22 protein-coding genes and 1 tRNA gene are annotated in these 25,783 nt (G+C 67.5%); 11 read left to right on the top strand and 12 right to left on the bottom strand.

Annotation, left to right across the window (positions count from 1 at the left end; genetic code table 11):
* Positions 1-71: 71 nt before the first annotated feature.
* From EB836_RS07940 to EB836_RS07930, 3 genes are all read right to left on the bottom strand, one after another.
* The gene (locus EB836_RS07940) at positions 72-893 is read right to left on the bottom strand and encodes an SDR family NAD(P)-dependent oxidoreductase (protein ID WP_240689708.1); all 822 of its coding nucleotides are present in this window, start codon (positions 891-893) and stop codon (positions 72-74) included.
* A gap of 122 nt (positions 894-1,015) precedes the next feature.
* Positions 1,016-2,311 carry a DUF4032 domain-containing protein gene (locus EB836_RS07935; protein ID WP_240689706.1) on the bottom strand — a complete coding sequence of 432 codons (1,296 nt, stop codon included), beginning with the start codon at positions 2,309-2,311 and terminating at the stop codon, positions 1,016-1,018.
* Positions 2,312-2,314: 3 nt separating this feature from the next.
* A complete protein-coding gene (locus tag EB836_RS07930; protein WP_135539194.1) occupies positions 2,315-3,088 on the bottom strand; it encodes an ABC transporter ATP-binding protein in 774 nt (257 codons plus the stop codon).
* Positions 3,089-3,205: 117 nt separating this feature from the next.
* Between EB836_RS07930 and EB836_RS07925 the strand changes: the two genes are divergently transcribed.
* Together EB836_RS07925 and EB836_RS07920 are read left to right on the top strand one after the other, a co-directional pair.
* Positions 3,206-4,219, top strand: coding sequence for a LacI family DNA-binding transcriptional regulator (locus EB836_RS07925; protein WP_135539192.1), 1,014 nt, complete (start codon positions 3,206-3,208; stop codon positions 4,217-4,219).
* Complete coding sequence (locus EB836_RS07920) at positions 4,216-5,307, top strand: LacI family DNA-binding transcriptional regulator (RefSeq protein ID WP_135539190.1); 1,092 nt, start codon at positions 4,216-4,218, stop codon at positions 5,305-5,307. Before EB836_RS07925 ends, EB836_RS07920 begins: the two co-directional genes overlap by 4 nt.
* Positions 5,308-5,392: 85 nt before the next feature.
* Here EB836_RS07920 and EB836_RS07915 read toward each other — a convergent pair whose 3' ends face one another.
* Both EB836_RS07915 and EB836_RS07910 read right to left on the bottom strand, forming a co-directional pair.
* A complete protein-coding gene (locus EB836_RS07915) occupies positions 5,393-6,355 on the bottom strand; it encodes a trehalose-phosphatase (protein WP_167854396.1) in 963 nt (320 codons plus the stop codon).
* Between the two features lie 16 nt (positions 6,356-6,371).
* Complete coding sequence (locus EB836_RS07910) at positions 6,372-7,961, bottom strand: trehalose-6-phosphate synthase (RefSeq protein WP_135539187.1); 1,590 nt, start codon at positions 7,959-7,961, stop codon at positions 6,372-6,374.
* A gap of 65 nt (positions 7,962-8,026) precedes the next feature.
* Here EB836_RS07910 and EB836_RS07905 point away from each other — a divergent pair, with 65 nt between their 5' ends.
* The 3 genes from EB836_RS07905 to EB836_RS07895 all read left to right on the top strand — a co-directional run bounded on the left by EB836_RS07905 (position 8,027) and on the right by EB836_RS07895 (position 11,388).
* A complete protein-coding gene (locus EB836_RS07905) occupies positions 8,027-10,033 on the top strand; it encodes a serine/threonine-protein kinase (RefSeq protein WP_135539185.1) in 2,007 nt (668 codons plus the stop codon).
* Positions 10,034-10,266: 233 nt separating this feature from the next.
* Positions 10,267-11,127: a thioredoxin domain-containing protein gene (locus EB836_RS07900; protein ID WP_135539184.1), complete on the top strand. Its 861-nt coding sequence runs from the start codon at positions 10,267-10,269 to the stop codon at positions 11,125-11,127.
* Positions 11,128-11,312: 185 nt separating this feature from the next.
* Positions 11,313-11,388 (top strand) — tRNA-Thr (locus tag EB836_RS07895).
* Positions 11,389-11,510: 122 nt separating this feature from the next.
* Here EB836_RS07895 and EB836_RS07890 read toward each other — a convergent pair.
* Positions 11,511-13,523, bottom strand: coding sequence for an AarF/UbiB family protein (locus EB836_RS07890; RefSeq protein ID WP_135539182.1), 2,013 nt, complete (start codon positions 13,521-13,523; stop codon positions 11,511-11,513).
* A gap of 139 nt (positions 13,524-13,662) precedes the next feature.
* On the bottom strand, positions 13,663-15,012 hold the full coding sequence (locus EB836_RS07885; RefSeq protein ID WP_135539180.1) for an MFS transporter: 1,350 nt from the start codon (positions 15,010-15,012) through the stop codon (positions 13,663-13,665).
* Positions 15,013-15,114: 102 nt separating this feature from the next.
* Here EB836_RS07885 and EB836_RS07880 point away from each other — a divergent pair, with 102 nt between their 5' ends.
* Entirely contained in the window at positions 15,115-16,401 is a 1,287-nt protein-coding gene (locus EB836_RS07880; RefSeq protein ID WP_205683334.1) for a low temperature requirement protein A, read from the top strand.
* A 48-nt stretch (positions 16,402-16,449) separates the two neighbouring features.
* On the opposite strand, the gene EB836_RS07875 is transcribed toward EB836_RS07880, so the two are convergent.
* Positions 16,450-16,734, bottom strand: coding sequence for a hypothetical protein (locus EB836_RS07875; protein ID WP_135539178.1), 285 nt, complete (start codon positions 16,732-16,734; stop codon positions 16,450-16,452).
* Positions 16,731-17,342: a helix-turn-helix domain-containing protein gene (locus tag EB836_RS07870; RefSeq protein WP_135539176.1), complete on the bottom strand. Its 612-nt coding sequence runs from the start codon at positions 17,340-17,342 to the stop codon at positions 16,731-16,733. The genes EB836_RS07875 and EB836_RS07870 overlap by 4 nt, the downstream gene beginning before the upstream one ends.
* Positions 17,343-17,507: 165 nt before the next feature.
* Here EB836_RS07870 and EB836_RS07865 point away from each other — a divergent pair, with 165 nt between their 5' ends.
* From EB836_RS07865 to EB836_RS07855, 3 genes are read left to right on the top strand one after another with little or no spacing between them, the layout of a single operon-like run.
* Positions 17,508-18,632, top strand: coding sequence for a M4 family metallopeptidase (locus EB836_RS07865; protein WP_135539174.1), 1,125 nt, complete (start codon positions 17,508-17,510; stop codon positions 18,630-18,632).
* The gene (locus tag EB836_RS07860) at positions 18,632-19,015 is read left to right on the top strand and encodes a protealysin inhibitor emfourin (RefSeq protein ID WP_346763082.1); all 384 of its coding nucleotides are present in this window, start codon (positions 18,632-18,634) and stop codon (positions 19,013-19,015) included. The genes EB836_RS07865 and EB836_RS07860 overlap by 1 nt, the downstream gene beginning before the upstream one ends.
* A 17-nt stretch (positions 19,016-19,032) precedes the next feature.
* Positions 19,033-20,013, top strand: a complete 981-nt coding sequence (locus EB836_RS07855) for a tryptophan 2,3-dioxygenase family protein (protein ID WP_135539170.1) — start codon at positions 19,033-19,035, stop codon at positions 20,011-20,013.
* Positions 20,014-20,023: 10 nt separating this feature from the next.
* Here EB836_RS07855 and EB836_RS07850 read toward each other — a convergent pair whose 3' ends face one another.
* Together EB836_RS07850 and EB836_RS07845 are read right to left on the bottom strand one after the other, a co-directional pair.
* Positions 20,024-20,860, bottom strand: a complete 837-nt coding sequence (locus tag EB836_RS07850; protein WP_135539168.1) for an alpha/beta hydrolase — start codon at positions 20,858-20,860, stop codon at positions 20,024-20,026.
* Positions 20,857-21,720, bottom strand: a complete 864-nt coding sequence (locus tag EB836_RS07845) for an SGNH/GDSL hydrolase family protein (protein ID WP_135539166.1) — start codon at positions 21,718-21,720, stop codon at positions 20,857-20,859. Before EB836_RS07845 ends, EB836_RS07850 begins: the two co-directional genes overlap by 4 nt.
* A 158-nt stretch (positions 21,721-21,878) precedes the next feature.
* Here EB836_RS07845 and EB836_RS07840 point away from each other — a divergent pair, with 158 nt between their 5' ends.
* Positions 21,879-23,159, top strand: coding sequence for an amidohydrolase (locus EB836_RS07840; protein ID WP_135539164.1), 1,281 nt, complete (start codon positions 21,879-21,881; stop codon positions 23,157-23,159).
* Complete coding sequence (locus EB836_RS07835) at positions 23,156-25,006, top strand: threonine/serine exporter family protein (RefSeq protein WP_135539162.1); 1,851 nt, start codon at positions 23,156-23,158, stop codon at positions 25,004-25,006. The genes EB836_RS07840 and EB836_RS07835 overlap by 4 nt, the downstream gene beginning before the upstream one ends.
* Here the strand turns inward: EB836_RS07835 and EB836_RS07830 are convergent.
* Positions 24,997-25,698, bottom strand: a complete 702-nt coding sequence (locus EB836_RS07830) for a uracil-DNA glycosylase (protein WP_135539160.1) — start codon at positions 25,696-25,698, stop codon at positions 24,997-24,999. The genes EB836_RS07835 and EB836_RS07830 overlap by 10 nt on opposite strands.
* Between the last annotated feature and the right edge of the window lie 85 nt (positions 25,699-25,783).

The raw sequence follows: 25,783 nt of genomic DNA, 5'->3' as shown, positions 1-25,783 counted from the left end.
CGACGATCGGGAACCACGCTTGCCGAACCCGACCGGCGAGATCTCAGACGTCGAGCCCGACGGGCGAGATCTCAGACGTCGGGGGTGAACCGTCCGTCCTGTGCCATCCACCCGCCGTCGACGAGCTGCGAATGGCCGGTGACGTAGCTCGAGGCGTCCGAGGCGAGGAACACGACGGGCCCGGCGATTTCGTGCAGGCGTCCCCACCGGCCCAGTGCGGTCTTGTCCGCGTAGGCGCCCCACCACCTCTCGTCGGCCTTGATCTGCTGGGTGAGCGGGGTGTCGAAGGGTCCGGGCAGCACCGCGTTCACGCGCACACCCTGCCCGCCGAGCTCGCTTGCGAGAGTCTTCGTCAGCTGCACGACACCGGCCTTCGCCGCGGCGTAGAGCCCCTGTCCGGGTTCGATGGCCAGTGCCCGGAACGAGGCGTAGGTGACGATCGAGCCGCGACCGCGGGTCGCCATCTCCCGACCGAACCCGCGCAGCAGCCGGTACGTGCCCTTGAGGTTGATGTCGATGACCCGATCGAACTCGTCATCGCTGGTCGCTGTGAGGCGTTTGCGCACGTTCGCCCCCGGGGTGACGACGAGGGCCTGGGCATCGGCGTGGTCGGCGACGAGAGATTCGACGGAGTCCGTGTCCGTGATGTCCACGGCGCGGGCCTCAGCGGATCCGACACCGCGGGCGGAGATGAGCGCGGCGGTGTCCTCGGCGCCGGCGAGGTTGAGATCGGCGGCGATGACGTGGGCACCGGCATCGGCGAGGCCGATGGCGCTGGCCTGGCCCAGCCCGGATCCGGCCCCGACGACGACGGCTGTGCGTCCGCTGAGGTCGAACAGGGAGGTGATCGACGGGTTGGTCTCGTTCGTGGTCATCGGCTCGTTCGTGGTCATCGGGGTCCTTCCAGGGCGGAATCGGTGCGAGAGGGACGTCATCGTCGCCTCCGTCGAATTCCAAGGTATGCCCGCTGAGGCGGCCCCGCCCTCGTCGTTTCACCTTGTGGAACGGCGCGTGTTCAGAACTTCTTGCTGTCGACGTAGCGGATCTCGTCGGGCAGGTTCGCCAGGTAGTCGACGATGAAGTACGCGATGGCTTCCATCGTCGGGATGTCGCGTTGGCGGGCGCGGGCCATGGTGCGGCGGTGTTCGGCGAATTCGTAGAAGATCTGACCGGGCTCGAGCTTGCGGGTGAGGTTCTGCGGGATCGCCTGGATGAGCGGTTTGTAGACCTCGTCGAGCCACCGACGGGCGGCTTGGGATTCGTCGAGTTCGTCGACCTCGGCGATCTCCGGGGCGGAGCGGAAGGAATCGAGGTCGTTGAGCATCGCGCGGGCCTGGTTCTCGTTGGCGCCGATGCCCGTCAGGCGCAGCAGACGCCGAGAGTGGTGGTTGGGTTCGACGATCTTCGGTTCGACGAGCAGGCTGATGCCGTCGATATCGGTCGTCACGGTCAGCTCGCCGAGGTCGAAGCCGAGGGCATTGAGTCGGCGGATGCGTTCGTCGATCCGCCAGCGTTCGTTGACGCTGAACTCCTCGACCCGGGTCAGCTCCGCCCACAGGGCGTTGTAGGACTCGCACAGGCGTTCGCTGGCCGCCAGCGGGTCGGTCTCCGGGGCGACGAGGCCCGCGGCCTGAAGATCGAGGAAGTCTCCGGCGATATTCATCCGCGCGATCCGCAGGTCCATGTTCCGCTGCCCGTCGGAGAGCTGATCGTGCAGCTCCCCGGTCTCGGCGTCGACGACATAGGCGGCATAGGCGTCGGCGTCGCGGCGGAAGAGCGTGTTCGACAGGGACACATCACCCCAGAAGAAGCCGACCAGGTGGAGGCGGGCCAGCAGCACGGCCAGGGCGTCGACGAGGCGATCGCCGGTGTCCCGGGCGAGGTCCCGGGAGAAGAGGGCGCGGTAGGGCAGGGAGAACTCGAGGTACGCGGTGATGAGTGCGCCGTTGAGCTTCTGGCCGGACGCGGTGGTGCGGCCGGTGACGACGGCGCGAGGTTCGACGAGAGGGACATCGAGGTTGCCGAGCGCACCGAGGATGTCGAATTCGCGCACCGCCTGCTTGTCCTCGGTCTCCTTGATCGCGAGCACCTCGTCGCCGATCTCGACATAGCGCACGACATGACGGGAGATGCCGCGGGGCAGACCGCCGAGCAGGGTCTCCGGCCAGTCGGCCAAGGGCAGGTGCCAGGGCAGTTCGGCCAGCTGGGCATGGTTGGAATCCCGGATCGTGTGGATCTGCGGCGCAGGGGGACGGGCGATCGCGGCGGCGGTCCCGGCCGCGGAGTCACCGGGAGTCGGGGTGCCCGCCACGGTTCAGGAGTCCGTGTCGGAGATCGACGCCGCGATCGCCTCGGCGAGTTCCGGTGTCTCCACCCCGATGAGCCGACCGTGGTCGAGGAAGGCGATCCGGTCGCCGAGGATCTTCGCGTCCTCGAGGTCGGAGGTGGCGTAGATGGTGGTCAGACCGAATTCCTGCTGCAGTTCCTTGATGAGCGCCAGCGTCTCGGACTGCTGTTCGGGGACGAGGTTGACCACGGGCTCGTCCATGATGAGCACCTTCGGGCGGCGCACGACGGCCCGGGCCAGGGCCACGGTCTGCCGCTGCAGCTGGGTGAGGTCGCCGGGGACGGAATCGAGGATCTCGGTGAGGCCGATCTTGTCCATCACGGTTTCGACGCGGTCTGTGATCTCCTCGGCCGGCAGTCCGTCGACCCGGAGGGCGAAGCCGAGGTTGTCGCGCACGCTCATGTGTGGGTAGAGGGCGTAGCTCTCCAGGGCCAGGGTCACGTCGCGGTCGTTGACGGCGGCATGGGTGATGTCGACGCCGTCGATGAGGATGGTGCCCGTCTTCGGGGTCTCGAGCCCGTGGAGCATCCTCAGGATCGTCGATTTGCCCGACCCGGAAGGACCGTAGAGGACGAGGAATTCGCCGGTGTCGACGAAGAGGTTGAAGGGGTGTACGGATTCGGACGTCGTGTTCTCGTAGATATGACTGAGGCCATTCAACGACACCGTTGACATACGTCCTCCTTTGGGTAAATCGGTGAGCAGCTGGTCGTCGGTGACCTGGCGGGGATGCTCAGTCACCCTTATCCTACGGGGTGGATCGGTCGGGTGCTCAGTCTATTCGACAAAGCGTAGAGTGATTCTCAGCACGACCACAGTGCACAGATGCAGACATCGGCCGAAAGTAGACTGCAAGGTATGAAGGTCACGCTGGAGGAGGTCGCCGCCCGGGCGGGAGTGTCCCTGGCCACGGTCTCTCGCGTCCTCGGCAGGCGCGATGCCGTTGCCGCGGCGACGCGGACGAAGGTCCTCGAAGCGATGAACGAGCTCGGATACTCGCGTTCGACCCTGCTCCATGACGCGCCGAGGCGGCTTGTGGCGGTGAGCGCTCCGGGCAATCCCGAACATTGGCAGGTCCAGGTCTGCACCCGGGTGGCCAAGGCCCTGCAGGATCATGATCTGCTCGTCACCCGCCCGTTGGTCGAGACCGATCCGGAGCCGCTGCGAATGGCGATCGATGCCGGTGCCGTGGCTCTCGTGACCCCGACCCTGACGAGTCTGCATACCGAGATCCCCTGCATCCGGGTCGACGAACAGTCCGCAGCCGGTGGCGACGACCCCGGCGGTGAGCCCAGCAGTGAGTCCGGGCGCGGCAGTGCCGATATCATCGCCGCCCGCCTCGACCTCGGCGGTGGGATGACGACGGCGTTCGAACATCTGCGAGCGATCGGGCACCGGAGGATCGGGCTGATCTGCAACGACAGCGGCGAACTCGCCGTGCAGCTCATCCGCCGCTTCCGTGCCGAGCACCCGGCGAGGAACCTCGGGCTCGACCTCGAGGACTGGATCGCCCGCGTGCCGAAGTCGTTCTCCGGCGGATCCCGGGCCGTCCTCGAACTCAAGGATGCGACCTGCACCGCCGTCATCGTCCAATCCGCTCTGCAGCTGCACGGGGCACTGCACGGACTGCGCAACCGGCATCTGCAGGTGCCGCGGGACATGTCTGTCGTCGGCTTCGGCGACTCCCCGACGATGAAATTCACCGGCCCTCCTGCCACGGTTCTCGGTCTCGACGTCGAAGGTCTGTCGAATGCGCTGATCGCCGCGACTCTCAACACCCTGCGCATCACACCGACCGGACTGCCGACGGTGCCTCCGGTCTTCCGCCCGCGACTCATCGCCCGCACCTCGACGACGGCGGCCAGACAATGACCGGCCACCACCCGGGCCAGCCGCAGCCCGAACACCGGCACGTCCGCCTCTCCGAGATCGCCGGCGCCGCGGGAGTCTCGAAGGCCACCGCTTCCCGAGCCCTGCGTGACCCCGACTCGGTCTCAGCCGCCTCGCTGGCGAAGGTGCAGCAGGCGCTGGCCATCCTCGGAGCCGCCGGTCACAGTCCCGAGACCCAGCACATCGGACGTCCTCAGCCGGCGGGAGCCGGGACCGGGGAGCCGCTCATCGCGCTCATCAAACCTGCCGTCTCCGCCGGCAACGTCGATCCCTATTCACGGCTGGCAGAGATCCTGACGAACCGGATGTTCGCCCTGCGCATCGCCGTCGTCCACGTCGAGGCGATCGCCGAACGCAATGCGGCTCTGGCCGATACGATCCTCGGCGATGACCAAGGCGGTCCGAGGGTCTCCGGCGCCATCGTCGTCGGCGGAGGTGCGGCCGGAGCGCTCGCCGGGATGCTCGGCGAACGCGGACTGCCGCTCATTCGCATCTCGAACGCCCGCCACGACGACGGGATCTCTCGCATCTACCTCGACGCCACCGGCGGCATCGACACCGCCGTGGCTCACCTCGTCCACCTCGGACACCGCCGCATCGGACTGGCGGTGCTGCGCGACTCCGCGGCACCGGCCCGCATCGCCGGATTCCGCAAGGCGATGGCCGGCATCCTCCACATCCCCGCGACCCGCGATCAGGCCCCCGTCGTCGAGGCCGCCGGCGGTGCCATGGCCGGAGTCGCCGCCGCCGATGAGCTCCTCGACCTGCGCTGCACGGCCGTCATCGCCTGCGCTCCCTCGCTGTCGTTCGGTCTGCTCGAGGCCGCGCAGCGACTCAAGCTCGACGTCCCCCGGGACCTGTCGCTGCTCACGGTCGGCGACGTTCCCGACGCCGACGTCGTTCAGCCCCCGCTGTCGCAGGTCGTCTATGACTGGACGACCGTGGCGCAGTCGGCGATCGATGAGATCCGGACGATGATCGCCGCCGGTGAGAAGCGCGTGCACGTCGACTACACGGTCGACCCCGACCTTGTGCTCCGCGCCAGCGCGGTTCCCCCGCAGCGCCGCTGACGCCCAGGCGGACGGAATCGGACCCGCCCCTCGCCGAGGCGGCCGTGCCCGACCGCGGTTCGAACCCTGGGTCGGTGAGTCCAGTTCAGTGGCGACCGGCACCGAGGTGCTCGGCACGTTCCCGAGCGAGGCGGCCGAGGAGTTCGGCGACGGCCGCGGGATCGGCGATCCGCCAGGTGGCCGCGGTCGCGGCGGTCCCGACCTTGAGGGTCAGGCCGGCGTCGAGGGCGGGCTGTGCCGAGTCCGCTTGAGCTTCGCCCGCGCCTGCAGGCGACGAGGAGGGAGCCGTGAGCTCGCCGAGGGCGGCGAAGGCGTCTTCGTCGGTGACATCATCGCCGAGGTAGCCCATCGCACTCGGTGCCCCGGCGCGGGCGAGCAGCCGGATGCCGTCGCCCTTCGTCGCCTGCTTCACCGCGAGTTCGGTGATGTCGTGGCCTTCGATGACGCGGATGGCCGGGAACTCCTCAGCGACCTCGGTGGCGTGCTCGTGCAGGGCCGCCGCGACCTCGGGGGCGACACCGCGCGTGTGCACCGTGCGCGAATAGGGTTTGCGCTCGACGAGGACATCGGAAAAGCCTCCCGCCTCGGGCAGGGCGTGTTCGAAGGCAGCGATGTGCGCGTCGATGGCCGCGAGCATCTCCTGCTCGTGCGGTGTGAGCTCGGGGGACCGAGTGAGCGCTGAACCCGCGCCGACATCAGCCTCGACGTCGAGATGAGCACCCGCGCCGAGTTCGGAACCCGCACCGAAATCGGCTTCGGCGCCGTGGGAGCCGATCATCCACACCGCTTCCGGCACCTGCGTCAGCCGCTGCAGGGTCGCGATGTCACGGCCGGAGACCAAGGCCACCCGAGTGTGCGGCAGCCGGGCCAGCTCGGCGATGGCCGCGGCCGAAGCCGGCACCATCCGGGATGTCTCCGGATCATCCTGCAGAGGAGCGAGCACCCCGTCGAAATCCAGGGCGAGGAGCAGCGAATCGGCGCTGACGAGCTCACGCAGATCCACCTCGGCGGGGGTCATCAGGGCAGGGGAGGGCACTGTCGTTTCCATTCTCACCAGGTGTCTTCTAGCGGGCGGTGGAGATCTCGGAGACCCAGTCGGCGTCCTCGGGCCGCTGCGCACGATCCGACGGCGCTGCCGGAGTATCCGGTGGGGGAGCGGTCCGGCTCTTCTGCACCACGGGACGGTCGGGGACGATGGCCTCGGGATTGTGTTTGATGTGGTCGAGCTCGGCGAGGAAGTTCTTCGACCACAGACTCACGGTGTCCGTATCGACCTTCCGCCGCATCTGCCGCATCCGCCGCGTGCGCGTCTTCTCATCCATCTCCACGGCTTCGAGGATTCCGGCCTTGAGGTTGCCGATGTCGTGCGGGTTGACCATCACCGCCCCCTTGAGCTGCTCGGCCGCGCCCGTGAACTCGGAGAGCACGAGCGCCCCGTCATCGTTCTTCCGGCACGCCACGTACTCCTTGGCGACGAGGTTCATCCCATCGCGCAGAGCGGTCACGAGCATGACATCGGCGGCGAGGAAGAACGCGGTCATCTCATCGCGCGGATAGGAATGGTGGAGGTAGCGGACGGGAATCGATCCGACATCGGCCTGTTCTCCGTTGATCCGCCCGACCGCGAGCTCGACGTCATGCCGGATGATCTTGTACTGCTCGAGCCGCTCCCGCGACGGGGTCGCGATCTGGATGAGCACGACATCCTCGACGTTGAGTCGGCCTTCGGCAATGAGCTCACCATAGGCCTTGAGCCGGTGCCGGATGCCCTTCGTGTAGTCCATCCGGTCGACACCGAGCATGACGACCTTCGGATTCCCGACGTCCTCGCGGATCTGCCGGGCCCGTTCGACGATGTCGGGATCCTCGGCGAGCTGCTCGAGATACGGGGTGTCGATCGAGATCGGGAACGCTTCGGCGCGGACGACATGCGCGGCCAAGGATTCGCCCTCGGGCACGAGGACCGTCGAGGCTTTCGTCGTGAAGTTCAGCCGACCACGGACCGCACGGCGGAAGTTCGCCGCATCCGCCGGACGCTGGAACCCGACGAGATCCGCGCCGAGGAGGCCCCGCAGGATCTCGTCCCGCCACGGCAGCTGGGCGAAGAGCTCATAGGGCGGGAACGGAATGTGGTTGAAGAAGCCGATGGCCACATCGGGGCGCATACGACGAACCATGAGCGGAACGAGCTGGAGCTGATAGTCATGGATCCACACGGTCGCGGACTCCGCAGCCACCTCGGCGACCTTCTGCGCGAAGCGCTCGTTGACCCGCACATACGCATCCCACCATGTGCGGTGGAACTCGGGCGGGACGATGACATCGTGGTAGAGCGGCCACAGAGTCGCGTTGGAAAACCCTTCGTAATACCTGCGGACATCCTCACTTGTCAGGGTCACCGGGGTCAGGTGCATGCCATCAATGGTGAAGGAGTCGAAATCCTGATCCGGCACCCCGGTCCACCCGATCCACGCACCCTCCTGGGCCTTCATCACGGGAGCCACCGCTGTGACCAAACCCCCAGGTGAGGTGCGCCATCCTCGGCTTTCGTCCTCGGGGTCGCGATCAACCGGAAGGCGGTTGGCCACCACGACGAAATCGCTGTCTCCGTACTGGGTTTCGGTGTGTGAATCGGCAGAGTTGACGGTGCTCATCTGCGCCTCCTCCTGTGTCGGTCCTTGGAATGAACTGTACTCGCTCGACTAGGCTTGGCCAGGTGATGGAACAGGAACTGGGGGGCTACCGCCTCATCGAGGAGCTCGGCTCGGGCGGCATGGGTGTCGTCTACCTCGGTGTCGACGGCGGAAACAACCCGGTCGCGGTCAAGGTCCTGCACCCTCACATCGCCAACGACGAGACCGCGCGCAAGCGCCTTGCCCGCGAGACTCGGACCCTGCGGCGCATCCGCCACCCGCGCATCGCCGAGGTCCTCGACGCCGAGCTCGACTCCGCGCAGCCGTTCATCATCACCGAATTCGTTGACGGGCAGACCCTGTCCGATGACGTCCGCGACAACGGCCCCTTCGCCGAGGATGAGCTCGTCCACTTCGGCCACGCCCTCCTCGACGCCCTCAACGCCGTCCACGAGGCCGGCGTCATCCACCGCGACCTCAAGCCCGCGAACGTGATGATCATGGACGGCGAACCGATGGTCATCGACTTCGGCATCGCGCAGGTCGCCGACGAAGTGCGAGTGACCGCGACCGGCCTCGTCATGGGCACACCCGGCTACCTCTCCCCGGAGATCGCCGACGGCAAGAGCTCGAGCGAGAAGACCGACTGGTGGGGGTGGGCCGCGACCATGGCCTTCGCCGCGACCGGCCGCAACCCCTATGGTTCGGGTCCCCTCGAAGCCGTGCTCGGTCGGGTCGCCATGGGCAAATTCGATCTTGACGGGGCACCGAGGAACTTCGTTCCGCTCATCGCCGCCTGCCTCGACCCGAAACCCGAACGACGGCCGTCGGGGCAGATGATCCTCGACGCTCTCGTCGACATCGAATCCGGGCGGATGCCGCAGCTCGGATCGGGACCCAGCGGAGGAGCCGGCGGGGGAGTGCAGCGTTCGCCGAGCGGAACCGCTGTCATGCCCGCGGTCGATGACGGGCCGGGCGCCGGATTCGGCGCGGCCGGGGCGGCCGCCGGCGGCGCGGCCCTGGGCGGTGCCGCGGGGTATGGTGCCGCAGGTGTCGCGGGACAGGGCGGTCCGCACCCAGGACAGTACGCCGGTACTCCCGGCGGACAGCCGCAGTATCCCGGCGCCAGCCGACCATCGAACTATTCGGGCTCCGGCTACGGGGCGGACCAGTTCGGCAGGGGCGGGCAGATGCCCGGCCAACCCCAGCAGGGCACCGCTGCGCCGCTCGGCCCCGAAGGAAATATCCAGGCCGGCCCGGAATCCCCGCTGGCCGGAGCCGACCTCGGCCGGTCCGGATTCGCCCAGCACGGGCAGGGCGGCCACCCCGGACAGGGACTGGCACCCGGACAGGCACAGGGCTTCGTCGGGTCGAACGGTCAGGGGATGCAGCCGCAGGGTCAGGGTCCGTGGACCGGACCCGGCGGACCCGATGGTCAGGGCATTGCGCCCGGCGGTCAGGGGATGCAGCCCGGTGGCCGACCGTGGATGCCGATGACCTATCGGCGGGTGCGCAGCGGCGGTTGGGTCGTCTTCGGCCTCATCGTGCTCGGTGTGGCCGTCATGCCGTTGAGCCCTCTGGTCGTCTGCCTCATCGCACTCATCTGGTCGGTTGCCGCACGCACCGGTACGCGTCTGGATCGGAAGGTCCAGCGGTATCGGTTCGACCGCGGATTGGAGACGGGCGGATTCGGGCGGGCGCTCGCCTCGGCGCCGGGCGCTGTCCTGGCCTCGGCCCTGACCTCCGTGGCCTCAGTCATCCTGCCGGCGATCGCGGCCACCGCCGCACTCGTGCTCACTCGCCTCGACATCGGCGGGGTCGTGCCCAGCGGAGCCTCCGAACAGTGGTCGGTGTGGACGGCCGGGGCCGCGGGCGCCCTCGTGCTGTGGGTGGGTCCTGGAGCGTCGAGTCTGCGTTACGGTTCGCGGCTGCTGGTCTCGGGCGCCACCCGCAATCAGCTCGGACGTCTCATTGCTCTGGCCGTGATCGTGCTGCTCGTGATCCTCGCCGTGATGGTCATTCAATCGGGTGCGGCCATGTCCTGGTGGCCGCTGACGATCAGCCCCTTCGATCACCTGCCCGGCCCGGTGTGAGCTGAGCCGATGCGTGCTGCCGATGCAGCCTGGGCGAGCCGAAGCCGTGTGCGCCGCGCCGAGGGGCCCTCACCGGGCGGCAGGTAGTTGAACGTTGTAGTTGAACCTTGAATATTTCTGGGAATCGGTCCCCGACGGGTTTCGGTACAGTGGTGCCGTCGGGGAGCGGAAGGCATCCCGAACCGTTCGGGCCCCAGGCCGCACCGATGTCAGACGATCCAACGTGAGGAACAATGGCGAAGAACAGCTCCGGAGACGATAAGCGGAACAAGGCGCGCGCGAACGCCCGTCAGATCGCGGCGAATCAGGCGAAGAAGGAGAAAACCGCAAAGACGGTCCTCTACGTCGGCATCGGCGTCGTCATCGTCGCGGTTCTTGCCGTCGTCGGTGTGCTCGTCTTCCAGCAGAGCAAGCCTGCAGCGAACCCCGAGAACTACATCGCCGACGGAATCACCGTCGGCAAGGACGAAGCACTCGTGCAGCCGTTGAAGATGCCCGAAGGCGAGAGTTCTGACCTGCCCGCGCCGAGCGAGGCCGGAGCGAAGAAGGACGCTGCCACGGTCACCGTCTACCTCGACTTCCAGTGCCCCGGATGCCAGGCCTTCGAGCAGACCAACTCGTCGATGCTCAAGAAGCTCGCCGATGAGGGATCGATCGTCGTCAACTACAAGCCGGTGTCGTTCCTCGACCGCATGTCCAGCGGCAACGAGTACTCGACCCGGGCGGCGAACCTCGCGGCGTGTGCCATCGACAGCCAGCCCGAGAAGGCCATGGACCTCTTCGACGCCCTCTACGCTCAGCAGCCCGAAGAAGGCGGCGACGGGCGCAGCGACGAAGAGCTGCTCGAGGTCGCCGAGAAGGCCGCTGTCGACACCTCGAAGAAGCTGTCATCTGATTCCGAGCAGACTGTGAAGTCCTGCGTCAGCGAGAAGGGCTTCGAGAAGTTCGTCGAGAAGTCGAGCCAGGATGCCCTGGACGACGGCGTCGAAGCCACCCCGTGGGTGCTCATCAACGGCAAGCACACCGACAAGACCAGCGACGCGCAGGCTCTGGCCGCCGAGATCCTCAAGGCGACCGGAGAGTTCAAGGGCTGATCGCCTGAGACTTCCGGCCCGGGACCGGACGGGACACGGACCGGAACCAGCCTAGCCCGGCCGGCCGGAGCTGGGGCCGGTCGCCCGGCCGGGGCTGGGGCCGGTCATCGTCGTCTCCGCGGTTTTGTGGCAGGCGCGGCCGATGGACTACTATCATGTAGGCGCAGACGCTCTGTCTGCGGCACGCCTCCTTAGCTCAGTTGGTAGAGCACCGCTCTTGTAAAGCGAAGGTCGTCAGTTCGAGTCTGACAGGGGGCTCCACCAGAACAAGCCCCGCGCACCGCTGGAAACAGCGGAGCGCGGGGCTTGTGCGTGTTCGTGTGTCGAAGCGCGCTGCCCGAAAGCTCGGTCGAGGACGGAGGAGCCGAGGCGCAGTCGTCGCGCTACTCGTCCGCGTCGCGTTTGAACACGAGCATGAGCGATCGCATGCTCAGCACGAAGCCGCCGAAGAGCAGCACGAATCCGAAGAAGGAATACAGGCGGATGTCATTCGTCAGCAGCGGTCCCTCATTGCTGGTGATGAGCATGATCGCTCCCACCACGGCGGCCCCGGCGAGGACGGCGACGATGAGCTGCTGGAACAGGCTGGTGAGGAAGCTGCGATCGGAGGGGTTCTCGAGCACACGCATGTTCATCGAGAACCGGCCCCGTTCGAGGTCCTCGGTGATCTTGTTGATCCGGCGGGGCATGCGGTCGATCATCGGCATCAGCTGCAGCGCCCGACGCTGGAGCTCATCGGTGATCTTCGTGCCTTTGAGCTTCGACCTCACGAGCCTGTTGCCCTCCTGCCGGGACACGGCGACGACGTCGAAATTCGGATCGATCGTCAGCAGCGCTCCCTCCACGGAGGCCATCGCCCGGAAGGCGGCGCTGATCGGCGCCGGCACGGAGAACCGATGCGCGAGCACGAGATTGAACAGGTCGTCGAAGAGCTTCTGCCCCTGTGTCGCACGGGTGCCTCCGCCGTAGCGCAGGAGGAGTTCGCCGACGGCGCGTTCGACCTCTCGGTCATCGAGCCCGTCGGGCCGTCCGAGCAGTTCGATGAGTGAGTCGGTGGCTCCGGCACTGTCGTTCTGATCGATCGAATAGAGCATGAGGCCCAGAGACGTCTGCGTGCCCGGATCGAGTCGACCGACGGCACCGAAGTCGAGAAGTCCCAGTTTCCCGTCGGGGGTGATGAAGATGTTCCCGGCGTGCAGATCGGCGTGGAAGATCCCGTCACCGATGATCTGCTCGAGCGTGGCTCCCAGCAGCGTCGTCGCCAACCGGGATCGTTCGGCATCGCTGAGTCCGCTCAGCAGCTCCCCAGCTCGTGATACCGGCTGACCGGGCAGCCGGTCCATGATCAGCAGGCGTTCGCCGCTGAGCTGCGGGTAGCCGTGTGGGACGGTGACGTCGAACTTCCCCGACCGTTTGAGCGAGGCCTCGATGCTGGCCATGTTGTCCAGCTCGATCCGATAGTCGAGCTCCTCTTCGAGCGTATTCGCGAACCCCGCTGCCAGCGACTTCACCCCCAGATCCCGGCCCCAGGTCGTGGTCTTGTTCAGCCATGCCGCCAGCCTCAGGATGATGTCGAGGTCCTGCGTGACCTGGTTGAGCGCCTTCGGCCGCTGCACCTTGACGATGACCTCCGTGCCGTCGAGCAGTGTCGCCTCATGCACCTGTGCCACCGAGGCGGCCGCCAGGGGAGTGGGACTGATGTGCGCGATGACTTCGCGGATCGGTCGGCCGAGCCGCTCTTCGATGGCCGGTTCGATGACCGACCAGGGTTCCGGGGTGACCTGCGTCTGCAGGGTCTCGAGTTCACGGACGAACACGGGCGGGAGGATGTCTCGGCGGGTTGAGAGCATCTGTCCGAGCTTGACGAAGGTCACCCCCGCTTCGGCGAGGGATTCCTTGAGCGCCCGCGCGGTCTTGACCTCCCGGCCCGGCGAATCCCCGCCGAAGCCGCGCAGCTGGGAACCGAGCCCGTGCCTGACGGCAATGGAGACGACCTGGGCATAGCGGCGGGCGCGGCGACGGCGGGACTTCCACCCGAAGAACAGCGACTGCGGGCCGGGCAGGGATCCGGTGGGGAAGGCCGCTTCGAGCATGACGAGGGCGCCGACGCCCAGGGCGAAGATCCAGCCGAGGGCGAGCACCATGAACAGCATCGCCACTCCGGGGGAGACGTCGAGGCCGCTGACGTTCTGGCCGGTGCCGGCCCGATAGAGGTACTGGACGGTCACGGCCACGACGGCGCTCATGACGAGGCCGACGGCCAGCGTGCGGGGCCAGCCGGTGGGAACGCCGACGACGCGTCGGACCACGGTGGCGGCGAACCACGACTGCAGGAAGAGGAAGACGAGTGCGGCCAGGCTCACCAGCACATATCCACCGACGTCCAGTGCTTCCATCGATGACTCTCCTGATCCTGTTCGGGCTCTCAGCCGAACTTCGTCGAATCGGTCACCACCAGCCTAGTCCGTTCACCGAACGCGGTGCCGTGGCCGGGTTCAGCCCCTGCGGGGCGAGCCTGTGCGGCGCCCGTCCCACTCAGGGGCAGCCCGCGCGGGTTCCGCCCGTGCGGGGCGGGTCGAGGCGTCGCCGCCTTCCGGGCAGCCCGACCTGGCGGGCCCAGATGAGGATCCACGCCGCGCCGAGGAAGGCGAGCAGTCCCGGGAAGAGCACCCCGAACCGCAGGGTGGTCACAGTGATGATGAGTGAGAGCAGCGTCGGTCCGCCGAGCTTGCCGCCGTTGTTGAAGATCGCCCAGATGCCGAGGAACCGAGGCCGCCCGACCGCCGGGGACAGGTCCGCACCGATCGTCATGTTCACCCCCGCGCCGAGACCGTTGCCGAAGGCCATGACGGCTGCGGCGATGACCATTCCGGTCAGATCGGGCACCGCGACCATGACGACGAACCCGGTGCCGAAGATGCTCAGGCAGGCGACGAGGGTCGCGACCCGACCGAGGTGATCCTTGATGTAGGCGCCGAGGAACATGACGATGAGCTCGAGCCCGGCGCCGAAGGCGATGACCAGGGAGATCGACGATTTGTGGAGTCCGATCTCGACGCCCCACAGCTGGATGACCACGGGCTGGGCGGCACGGGCGGCCGCGAGCGTGATGATCGTGATGCCCACGAGCACCACCGACTTCCACCGCACCTCCCCGGGTGGGCGGCGATCCTTCTTCGGGCCCTTCCCCCGTCCGGATCCGGTCGCCGAGGCGGCTGAGGGCCCGTCGTGGTCGCCCGGTTCGGTCGATGCCGAGGTGGGGGCCGCCTCGGGGTCGGAATCACCCGCCGAGGCGGGAGAGGGACGATCGTCGAATCCCGGGATCTGCGCGATCGGCAGGGCCATGATGACAATCGCGGCGACGGCGGTGAGGGCGGAGAAGACGAACACCGACCAGATGGGGAAGACGAGCATGAGGCCGGCACCGATCATCGGTCCGATGAGGTTGCCCACCCGCTGAGTCCCGCCGAGCGCGGTCATCGCCTTCGCGAGGTCGGCCGAGGGCATCACCTCGGCGACGACCGCCTGTCGGGCCAGACTCCACACGTCGGAGACGGGACCGAAGAGCATGAGCGCGACCGTGTAGACGAGCAGCGAGGCCGGGGACTCCCAGATGAAGGCCGCCACAATGGCGCTGAGGACGAGGATCGCGGCCGCCGTGGACACGGCCATGGCCCGGAAATCGCCGAGGCGGTCGATGAGGATTCCGGCCGGCACCGTGGCCGTCAAGGACACGGCCCCCATGATGCCGACGATGGCCGCGGCGAACGCCTGCGTCGAGCCCAGCGACAGTGCACCGAGGACGAGGATCGGCATGATCGCACCCAAGCCGACGGCGAAGAGCGCGAACGGCACGAGCACCGGCCACAGGATGGGTTTGAGCACGCCACAAGCTTAGTTGAGGCCGCAGACGAGGCAGGCCGCGTTCCACGACATTCGCTCGGTCTTAGACTGTACGGGCACCGCGACCGACCGTCTGGAGGACCGATGGCCACGCCGACCGCGCCGGGGACAGAGAAGGCGCCGCCGCACTTCCGTCTCATGCCGATGCACCCCCGTGACCCGAACGAACCGGGCCGGGCGGCGAGTTCGCTCGAACTGTTCTTCGACCTCGTCTTCGTCATCGCCGTCTCCATCGCCTCGGCTCACCTGCGGGACGCGGTCACGGCGGGCCACCTCGGTGAGGGGGTGGGAAAGTACCTGCTCGTGTTCTTTGCGATCTGGTGGGCGTGGATGAACTTCACGTGGTTCGCGACCTCGTTCGACGTCGACGACTGGGCCTACCGGGTGCTCACGATCGTGCAGATGGCCGGGGTGCTCGTGCTTGCCGCCGGGATCGAACCGGTCTTCGCCCACGGGGATCTGCGCTTGCTCGTCGCCGGTTATGTGCTCATGCGCGTGGTGATGATCTCGCAGTGGCTGCGGGCATCGCGGCGGGCCGGTCCTGCACGGCCGACCACGCTGGTCTATGTCGGCGGGATCGCCGTGGCGCAGGTGCTGTGGGTGGCGTGGTTGTTCATTCCCACCTCTTCGGGAGCCGTCATCGGGACGCTCCCGACCGCGGTGCTGATCTGCCTCATCGTCTTCGAGCTCGCGATCCCCGTCGTCGCCGAGACCCGCGGGACGACTCCGCTTCACCCGGAGCACATCGCCGACCGCTACGGCTGCTTCACGATCATCGTCATCGGCGAATCCCTCCTCGCCTCGGCGAACGCAGTGTTCGGAGCCTTCTCCGAGGTCGACGAGCTCGTGCCGCTCATCTCCTTGGGCGTGCTCTGCCTGATCGTCACCGCGGCCCTGTGGTGGATCTATTTCTGGCCGCCGCACCATCGGATGCTCACCGGACTGCCCGCGGCGCTGACCTACGGCTACGGCCACTACCTCATCTTCGCCGCGGCCGGTGCGTTCTCCGCCGGGGTCGGCATCGAGGTCGATTCCCAGCTGGGAGTCAGCGCGCTCGATCCGGTGGCGGCGACCTTCACCGTCTCCGTGCCGATCGTCGTGTTCGTCCTCGGGGTGTGGCTGCTTGCGATCCGTGCCAGCGCCCACTGGGTGATCAACCTCGCCGTGCCCATGTGCGCCGTCCTCGTCCTCCTCGACCCGATCATCCCGATCCCGACGTTCCTCACGACCCTGTTCATGATCGCCATCGTCGCCGTCCTCGTCGTCTGCCCGCCGAAGGACGACCCCGACCCGGGCGCGAACTCGGCCGGCGGCACCGAGGCGGCTGATGGCACCGAGGCGGCCGGCGGCACCGAGGCGGCTGCGGGCTGAGTCGGGCCCGCGGACTGAGCCGGGCCAGCGGGCTGAGCCGGGCCCGACTCAGAACGGCAGGCCGTGGTAACGGTCGAGGTGGAGCTGCTTGGCGGCATCGACACGGCGCGACATCTCTGCGGAGTCGACGCGGGGTCTCAGGGCGCGGATGCGGCGGCGTTCGATCATCCACAGCGCCAGGCGCAGGAGCACGCGGTCGAGGCCGGTGGCTTCGGTGCTCGTGTCCTCACCGGTGTCGATGACGAGTTCACGGGTCACGGTGACCGTGCGTTCGACGATGCGGCGGTGGTGTGTGGCAAATGTTGGGCGGTTGGGGGCGGTGAGCGTGCTCATGATGGGGATTCCTCTCCATCGATCAGGGGGAAGGCGTTGAACTGGACCTGCACCGGGCGGGAGCCGGGATCATTGCGGCCGCGATAGCGATTGATGAGCGCCATGGTGGTCTTCTCGAATTCGGCGGCGATCTCCGACAGCTGCTCCTTCGTCAGGCGCAGGTTGCTCGTGTCGCTGACGGCGGCTTCGACCCATGCCGTCGGCATCCGCTGCTGGTCGTAGGCGGCGTCGACGAAGGCCTCGAAATTGCGGTGCATATTGCGCACGAGCTCCCGATTGACGTACTGGGAAGCGGTCCGGGTCGAGGGATCCAAATCGCTTTCGGGACCGGGGACCCGCATGGCTCCGGGAATCCTCTCCCACCACTTCTCGCGGCCGCTCGCCTCGTCTTCGACCTCACGGATGAGGCGATGCCGAGCGAGCTGACGCAGGTGATAGCTCGTCGAGCCGGATGATTCGCCGAGGCGCTTGGCCAGGGTCGTCGCCGTCTGCGGTCCCAGCGCCGACAGGGCATCGTAGATCGCCATCCGCAGGGGATGCGCCAGGCCCTTGAGGGCTGAGGTGCTGATCTCGCGGACGCCGTTGGGGTGGGTGATCTCCTCGCTCATAATGCAAAGATACTCTTGCAAAGAAAGCTTTGCAATACTTTGTTTGCATTCGTTTCCGACGGATTCCCGCCCTGTGCGGAGAGCTCCCACGCACGATGCATTCGCCCCGTCCTCAGAGCGGACCGTGCCCTACCGAATCCGTGCCGAACGTGGGACGCTGGAATCATGATCTCTCACAGTGCCGTCAACATCCGCAGCGTGATCCCGCCCTACCTCCTCGACGCCATCGCCGAGCGTGGAACCCAGCGCTTCCCGAGGGCCGCCGCCGCAGCCCGCAGCTGCCGGATGTCCGACGAGAGCTGCCGGAACCTCCGCCTGGCCGGTCTGCGCTACACCCCTCCGGCCGACCTCGACAAGGATGAGGCCGCGCTCGCCGCTCCGGCTCGGGCCGGGCTGCAGCGCCTCATCCACGATGCCGAGAACACCGAGGTCCTGCCCGGCACCCTCGTCCTCTCCGAAGGCGAAGCGCCGGTGAGCGATGAGCCGGTCAATGAGGCCTACGACGGCCTCGGCGCCGCCTATGCGCTGTTCTCCGAAGCGTTCTCCCGCGACTCCCTCGACGGTCAGGGGATGCCCCTCATGGCCAGCGTCCACTACGGCAAGGACTACGACAACGCCTTCTTCGACGGCCGCCTCATGGTCTTCGGCGACGGCGACGACGAGGTGTTCACCGGTTTCACCGGATCCGTGTCGATCATCGGCCACGAGCTCTCCCACGGGGTCATCAGCCACACCGCCGACCTCGAATACTCCGGCCAGCCGGGAGCGCTCAACGAACACTGCGCCGATGTCTTCGGGGCCCTCACCCAGCAGCATGCGGCCGGGCAGAACGCCGAGGACGCGGATTGGCTCATCGGCGCTGGGATCTTCACCGCCGAGGTGACCGGTCGAGCCCTGCGATCGATGATCGAACCCGGCACGGCCTATGACGACGATGTCCTCGGCAGGGATCCGCAGCCCGCGCACATGGACGACTTCGTCACCACCGATTCCGACAACGGCGGGGTCCACCTCAACTCCGGCATCCCGAACCGTGCCTTCGCGCTCGCGGCGACGAGCATCGGCGGTTCCGCCTGGGAGAGCGCCGGACAGGTCTGGTACTCGGTCCTCACGGGGTCCGAGATCACGAAGCAGACCGATTTCGCCGGTTTCGCCCAGCTCACCATCGCCGAGGCGGCCGACCAGTTCGGTGCCGGATCCGACGTACACGATGCGGTCGTTGCCGGATGGGAAGCAGTCGGCATCTCCCACGCGGCCTCGGCCAGGGGAAACCAAGGGAGCAGCTGGTGATGGACAGCGAGGCCGATGCCGCGGCCGGAGGCCCGGCAGGGGGCGACCGCGGGGACGCGAGCGAACCTGTGCACGGGCGAGACGACGGTTATGGTCGCCTGCTCGTCGAACGCACGGGCGGGATCGGCGGCATGCTGCTCGTGTGGGAGGTCGATATCGATGCGAGCAGTCGTCGAGAGGACCTCGGCCGCACGGTCGCCGAACTGCCGTGGTCGCAAGCTGAGTCCGGTGCGCCACCGGCCGGAGCCGACCGCTTCGCCTACCTCATCGAGAGCCGGTACGGTTCCGTCCGATTCGGCGAAGGGCAGATGCCGCAGGAATGGCAGCGACTCATCGACGAGGTCCGCGAGGTCACCGAACCGCAGAGGCGGCGACCCGGCTGAGCCCTATGCTGGAACCCATGACCGATTCGAATTCCGCTCCGGGCGACGAGGCCCGGACGACCACTGACGATCGCACCCGCACACAGACAGAAGCGAACGAGTCTCCCACCGCCGGGTCGACGGCGGAGAAGAACGTCCGCGATCTCGAAGCCGGGGTCCACACCGACCTCAAGGAGACGATGACCTACGGGTCCTATCTCGACCTCGATCGTCTGCTCGGCGCTCAGCACCCCGTCAGCAGCCCCGAGCATCACGACGAGATGCTCTTCATCATCCAGCATCAGACGGCCGAACTGTGGTTCCGCCTCGTCATCCACGAACTCCTCGACGCCCGACGGCTCATCGCCGCCGATGAGCTGCAGACCGCGCTCAAGCGCATTGCCCGCGTCAAACACATCCAGAAGACCCTGACCGAACAGTGGTCGGTCCTCGCGACTCTCACCCCCAGCGAGTACATCGGGTTCCGCGACCACCTCGGTCGGGCCTCCGGTTTCCAATCCTGGCAGTACCGGGCAGTGGAATTCCTGCTCGGCAACAAGAACCGAGCCATGCTGCCGGTCTTCGACGGCGAACCCGAAGCGCGTGCGACGCTCGAGCGGTACCTTGAGGAGCCGAGCATCTACGATGAGTTCCTCGCCTGCCTCGCCCGTCGCGGACTCCCGGTCCCGCAGCGACTGCTCGACCGGGACACATCGGTGGCGCACACCTTCGACGAAGAGCTGCTCGAGACCTTCCGGGTCATCTATGAGAACCCGCAGAAGTACTGGCAGGAATACGAAAGCTGCGAAGAACTCGTCGACCTCGAGGAGAACTTCCAACTCTGGCGCTACCGGCACATGCGCACGGTGCTGAGGATCATCGGCATGAAACGCGGAACCGGCGGGTCGAGCGGAGTGGGCTTCCTGCAGAAGGCGCTCGACCTCACCTTCTTCCCCGAACTCTTCGAGATCCGCACCGGCATCGAGAACGGCCCCGGAATCAGCCCCGAAGGGGTCTGAGGGCCGGGCCTCACTCGAGGAGAAGGTCCCTCACCTGCGCGAAGTAGGGTGACTCGGGGTCGATGACATCGGCATGGTTGGCTCCGGGCAGCTCGGTCAGGGCGGCAGGGAAGACGCGAGAGAACTCGACATCGACGATCCCATCGGCATCCCCGTGGATCGAATGCACGTTCACCCGGGTCGGGATGAGTGCGACCCGAGACCGCGGATCGTGACGCAGATACGCCTCGAGATCCTCTTCCGGCCGCACCCCCATATAGTCGAGCACGGCTCCATCACCGAGGTGGCCGGCGACCTCTCGCAGCAGATCGGTCACCGGTGCCAGGGGCCGCAGACGGATCTGCGGTCCCGTCGCGGGCAGGTGCGACGCCCACGCCAGCACGAGGCAGCCTCCGGCCGAATGGCCCGACACGATGAGGTTCTCCCGCACCTGCTCGCCGGCACCCCAGCGCGGCAGTGCGGCACACACCGAGTCGATGGCCGCGGTGACATCGTCGAGCAGGTGCGGCTGCTCGCCGATCCGACGGTATTCGACGGCGGCGACGAGCACCCCGGACTCGGCCAGCGCACGGGCCAGAGGGCGGGCGTGGGCGAGATCCGTGCGGGGGCGGAAGTAGCCGCCGTGGACGAAGATCACCGTCGCCGAGGCGGTCGCCGGATCACCGTAGACCTCGACGAACTGTTCGGGGGAGTCCCCATAGGAGTACCGGAACGCCGGCACGCTCATCTCCGACTCGACCGCGCCCGCCTCTGCGCCGGTCCTGCCGGGTCCCGAATCACGCACGGCGCCCGCGAGCTCGGCTCCGGCGGACGCGAGTGCGGGAATCCGTTCGCCTTCGCTGCTCATCCCTGTGCGTGGCCGGGCCCGTTCGCCCCGTCGACGTCGTCGGTCCGGGCAGAGTCGCGTGCCCGCTCGATGAGATCGGCGACGCGGGTGAGTTCGGCCAGCTTCGGGTCGAGCTTGTCACCGGAGGACTCTCCGCGCAGACGCCGACCGACCCACGGGCCCAGATACTGCCGCGCCCACCGGGACTCTTCGCTCATGACCTCGCGGATCGCCCGTGTCGGGCGGGCCGGAATGCCGAAGCCCTCGGTCGGCAGCGAATGTCCGGATTCGAGTGTGGCCAGGGCCTGCTCGGCCACGAGGTGATGCCCCTTGGGGGAGAGGTGGATGCGGTCGTCGGCCCACATCTCCACAGCATAGAGCGAGCGCAGACCCCACAGGTCGACCATATGGCAGCCGTGGCGCTGCGCGATCGACCACAGGTGAGCGTTGTAGATGCCCACGCGAGGGCGCACCGCGCGGATGAGCGGGGTGCTGAACTCGGTGTCGAAGCCATTGCACATGAGCACCTCGATGCCGGCCTCCCGCAGGGCGATGACCGCGCGTTCGTACTTCGCCGCCAGAGCATCGATATCGGCCTTCGGGCGCAGGCAGTCGTTGCCGCCTCCGCACAGACTGACCAGGTCGGGTTTCATCTCGAGCGCACGCGGCACCTGCTCGTCGAGGATGCGGTCGAGCAGGCGACCGCGGATCGCGAGATTGGCATAGGAGACATCGGGGCTGCCGATCGACGATTCGGTGAGCATGAGCGCCAGACGGTCGGCCCAACCGCGGTACCGATCATCCCCGCGCGGGTCGGGATCCATCAGCCCTTCACTGAACGAATCTCCGACAGCGACGTATGAGGTGATGGTCTCGAGCATCAGGGAACCTTCTCTCTTCGAACGATTGTCCAAGACTATACGCCGGAGCTGACGCGGGGCACTCACGAGGGCGGCGGAGTGACCCGAGCGAAACGTCAAGTGGCGTAGACTCGTTTCCGCAGCCAGACGACGCCGCCGTCCCCATTGCTAGGAGCACAATGTACCGTTCGGTTCCGGTCCCCGCCGCCACAGATCTCGTGATCACCAACGCACGGATCGTGCCCGTCGCCGATGCGCACGGGCACCGCGCCGAGGCGATCGAATCGGGTACGCTCACCGTCACCGACGGCCGCATCGCCGAGGTGGTCGCCGGTTCCGTCGACACCGCCGACCTGCCGTCGGACACCGAGGTCATCGATGCCGGAGGACGCTGGGTCCTGCCCGGTTTCATCGAAGCCCACGGCCACCTCGGCGTGCATGAGGACGGCGAAGGCTGGTCCGGTGATGACACGAACGAGATGACCGATCCCAACGGGGCCGGTCTGCGTGCACTCGACGGGATCGATCCCACCGAACTCGGGTTCAAGGACGCCCTGCGCGGCGGCGTCACCTCCGCCCTCATCAAACCCGGGTCCGGCAACCCCATCGGCGGCCGCACCGCCTTCGTCAAGACCTGGGGACGCATCGTCGACGAGATGCTCATCAGCGAAGACCTGTCCGTGAAGTCCGCACTCGGGGAGAACCCGAAACGCGTCTACGGAGAGAAGAAGACGACCCCCTCGACGAGGATGGGCACCGCGAAGATCCTCCGCGACGCCTTCGTCGACGCCCGCAACTACCAGGCCAAACGCGCCCACGCCGAAGCGGAGGGCACACCGTTCGACCGTGACCTGGTCAAGGAGACCCTGGCCGACATCCTCGACGGAAAGCTCGCCCTGGACCAGCACTGCCACCGTGCCGACGACATCGCCACGGCCATCCGCCTGTCCGAGGAATTCGGGTACCGGCTGATCATCAACCACGGCACCGAAGGCCACAAGATCGCCGACTACATCGCCGCCAAGGGCATCGACGTCATCCTCGGCCCCCTGATGACCTCGCGTTCGAAGGTCGAACTGCGCGACCGCACCCTGGCCACCGCAGCGGCCCTGGCCAGGGCCGGGGTGCGTATCGCCCTGACCACCGACCACCCGGTCATCCCGATCAACTTCCTCATCCACGAGGCCGCGCTGGCCGTGAAGGAAGGACTCGACCCGGTCGTCGCCATCGAAGCCCTGACGATCAACCCGGCCGCGATGTTCGGACTCGAGGACCGCCTCGGGTCCCTGGCCGTCGGCCGCGACGCCGATATCGTCATCTGGTCGGGCGACCCGCTCGACCTCGACTCGCGTGCCGAGACCGTGTTCGTCTCCGGACGCCGAGTCTTCGACTTCGACGCCGGGACGGGAACCGCGAACGTCGCCGACTCACACGGCCCGACACTCATCTGCGAGCCGTGAGCGACGAGAATCTCGAAGACGCCACCACCGCCGAGGTGCGGGTCGATGAACCGACCGCGCCCGGTCCCGTCCGCGGGTCGTCGCCGTCCCCGGTAGTCGCCGGCAACCCGGAGGCCGGATCCCATGCCCTGCGGGAGCTGCTCGAACGCACCCGCCTGCAGCGCCTGGCCGAACTGCGGGAATCCTCGCCGGAACCCCTGCCCGAGGACATTGCGAAGGCCGCGGCCGCGAAAGCCGCGAAATCGAACCGCAGCAGTGGACGGTCCAAGCCGCGCACCGACCACCTCGGTGCGTCTCAGCGGATCGCCCAGCGAGTCGCCCGGCGCACGGTCGGCAAACTCGTCTCCGGCACCACGACGAATACGCAGCCGGTGCCGATCGTCACCGCGCTCAAAGGCACCCCGTACCAGGCACCGGTGCAGGCGACCGAACCGAGCGAGGACGAAGCGAGGATGGTCCTCGACCTCGCCGCCGACATCGCGGCGATGATGATGCGCGCCGGCGCCGGCACCAGCGATGTCGAAGTCTCCGTGATCGCCGCCTGCACCGCGTGCGGCCTGGCCACCGTCGAGGTGGACCTGACCTCGAACACCCTGGTCGTGCACTATTCGACCTCCGACGGCCGACTCATGACCGTGATGCGGGTCAACCGGAGCGAGTCCACGCATTTCGCGAAGCTCGCCTCGGTGCACAAGCTCGTCACCGACCTCGTCGACGGTCGTCTCGAATTCCAAGAGGCCCGCAGCCGCCTCGACGCGATCCGGTCTCAGCGGCGACCGTTTCCCCAATGGTTCGTCACCGGCGCCTGGGGACTCATGGTCGGTGCGCTCGTCCTGCTGCTCGGAGGAGGACCGGTCGCGGTGCCCTTGGGCATCGTCATGGCCATCGTCGTCTTCCAGCTCGGCAAACTGCTCGGCCGGACCCATCTGCCCTCGTTCTTCATCACCGCGGCGCAGGCCGCCTCGGCGACGCTCATCGCCACGATCGCCGGCGACATCGGCATCATCAACTCGCCGCAGTACCTCGTGGCCGCCGGCATCGTCCTGCTCCTGCCGACCCAATCGCTGTATTCGGCGGTCCAAGACGCGCTGACGAACTTCCCTCTCACCGCGGCCGGGCGGGTGGTCGGCGTGTTCATGGCCTTGGCCGGCATCGTCTCCGGCATCGCCTTGGGCGTCGTGTGCGGACAGGCGATCGGGCTCAGCCATATCGAAGTCCTCGTGCCGAAGACGAGTCCGCACGTGGTCACGGCGATCCTGTCGATGGTCGCCGCCGCCGTGGTGTCGATGTCCGGTGCCGTGGCGATGTCGGCCCGGCGTCGGTTCATCCTGCCCGCCGCCCTGGTCGGTCTGGCCTCGCACATCACGATGATGACGCTGACGCTGCTGCACATCGACAATGTGCTCGCGAGTCTCCTCGCCGCCACCGTCACCGGATTCCTCTCGAGGCCCTTGGCTCTGCGGCTGGGGGCACCGGCCATCGTGCTCATGATTCCCGGCATCTACACCCTGCTCCAGGGTCTGTCGATCTTCACCGCCGTCTACCAGATCGCCTCGGATTCGGAGAACGTGTCCTTCGCCGTGGGACTGTCCTCACTGTTCACCGCGATCCTCGCGAATGCCGCCCTGGCCGTCGGCGCCGTGCTCGGCAGCTACCTGGCGCTGCCGCTGAAGAACCTCAAGAGCCGCAGCTCGGCGGAGAAGACCGTCGCCTCGGTGCGCAGCAATGAGCCGTCGACGGCCGTGATGGATTCGGTCCAGCCGGGTGCGGCGAAGACCCCGACGACCGGGAAGATCCCGACCGTGTCGACGAAGGCACAGCCCGAGCCCGGGGCGGATCAGTCCTGAGGCGGCAGCGCCCAGTCGATGGGCGCGATCCCCTTCTGCGCGAGCAGATCATTCGTGCGTGAGAACGGGCGGGAACCGAAGAACCCGCGGCTGGCCGACAGCGGCGAGGGGTGCGGGGATTCGATGATGGCCACCTCGGCGGTGCCCGAAGTCAGCAGCGGCGCAAGGTTGCGAGCGTCCCGACCCCAGAGGATCGCGACGAGCGGCTGCTCCCGTTCCGTCAGGGCCACGATCGCCCGCTCCGTGATCTCCTCCCACCCCTTGCCGCGGTGGGAAGCCGGCTGCCCGGGAGCGACGGTGAGCGCACGGTTGAGCAGCATCACCCCCTGCCGGGACCACGCCCGCAGGTCTCCATGCGGTGCCGGCGCGATGCCGAGGTCGGCCTCGAGCTCCTTGTAGATATTGCCCAGCGATCTCGGCAGCGGCCGGACATCGGGGTCGACGGCGAAGGACAGGCCGATGGGATGTCCGACCGTCGGATAGGGGTCCTGACCGACGATGAGGACCTTGACCTGGGACAGCGGTTCGGCGAAGGCGCGGAAGACGGCATCCCCGGACGGCAGATACTCGCGGCCGGCGGCGAGCTCGGCGCGGAGGAAGTCGCCCATCTCATGGATGCGCTCCTCCACTCCGGCCAGGGCCTGAGCCCAATCGGGGGACATGATCTCGGTCATCGGAGGTGTCGACGTCATGGGCACGAGTGTAACGAGGACAGTGACGAGAACGGACGTGCCGCCTCGGCGAAGGTGGGAGAGGTCGGGCCGCCTCGGGGAGGGG

This window comes from Brevibacterium sp. S111 (assembly GCF_004745075.1).
Lineage (GTDB): Bacteria > Actinomycetota > Actinomycetes > Actinomycetales > Brevibacteriaceae > Brevibacterium.
Note: the sequence above shows the minus strand (reverse complement) of the source record. Positions and strands in the feature narration are given on the sequence as shown.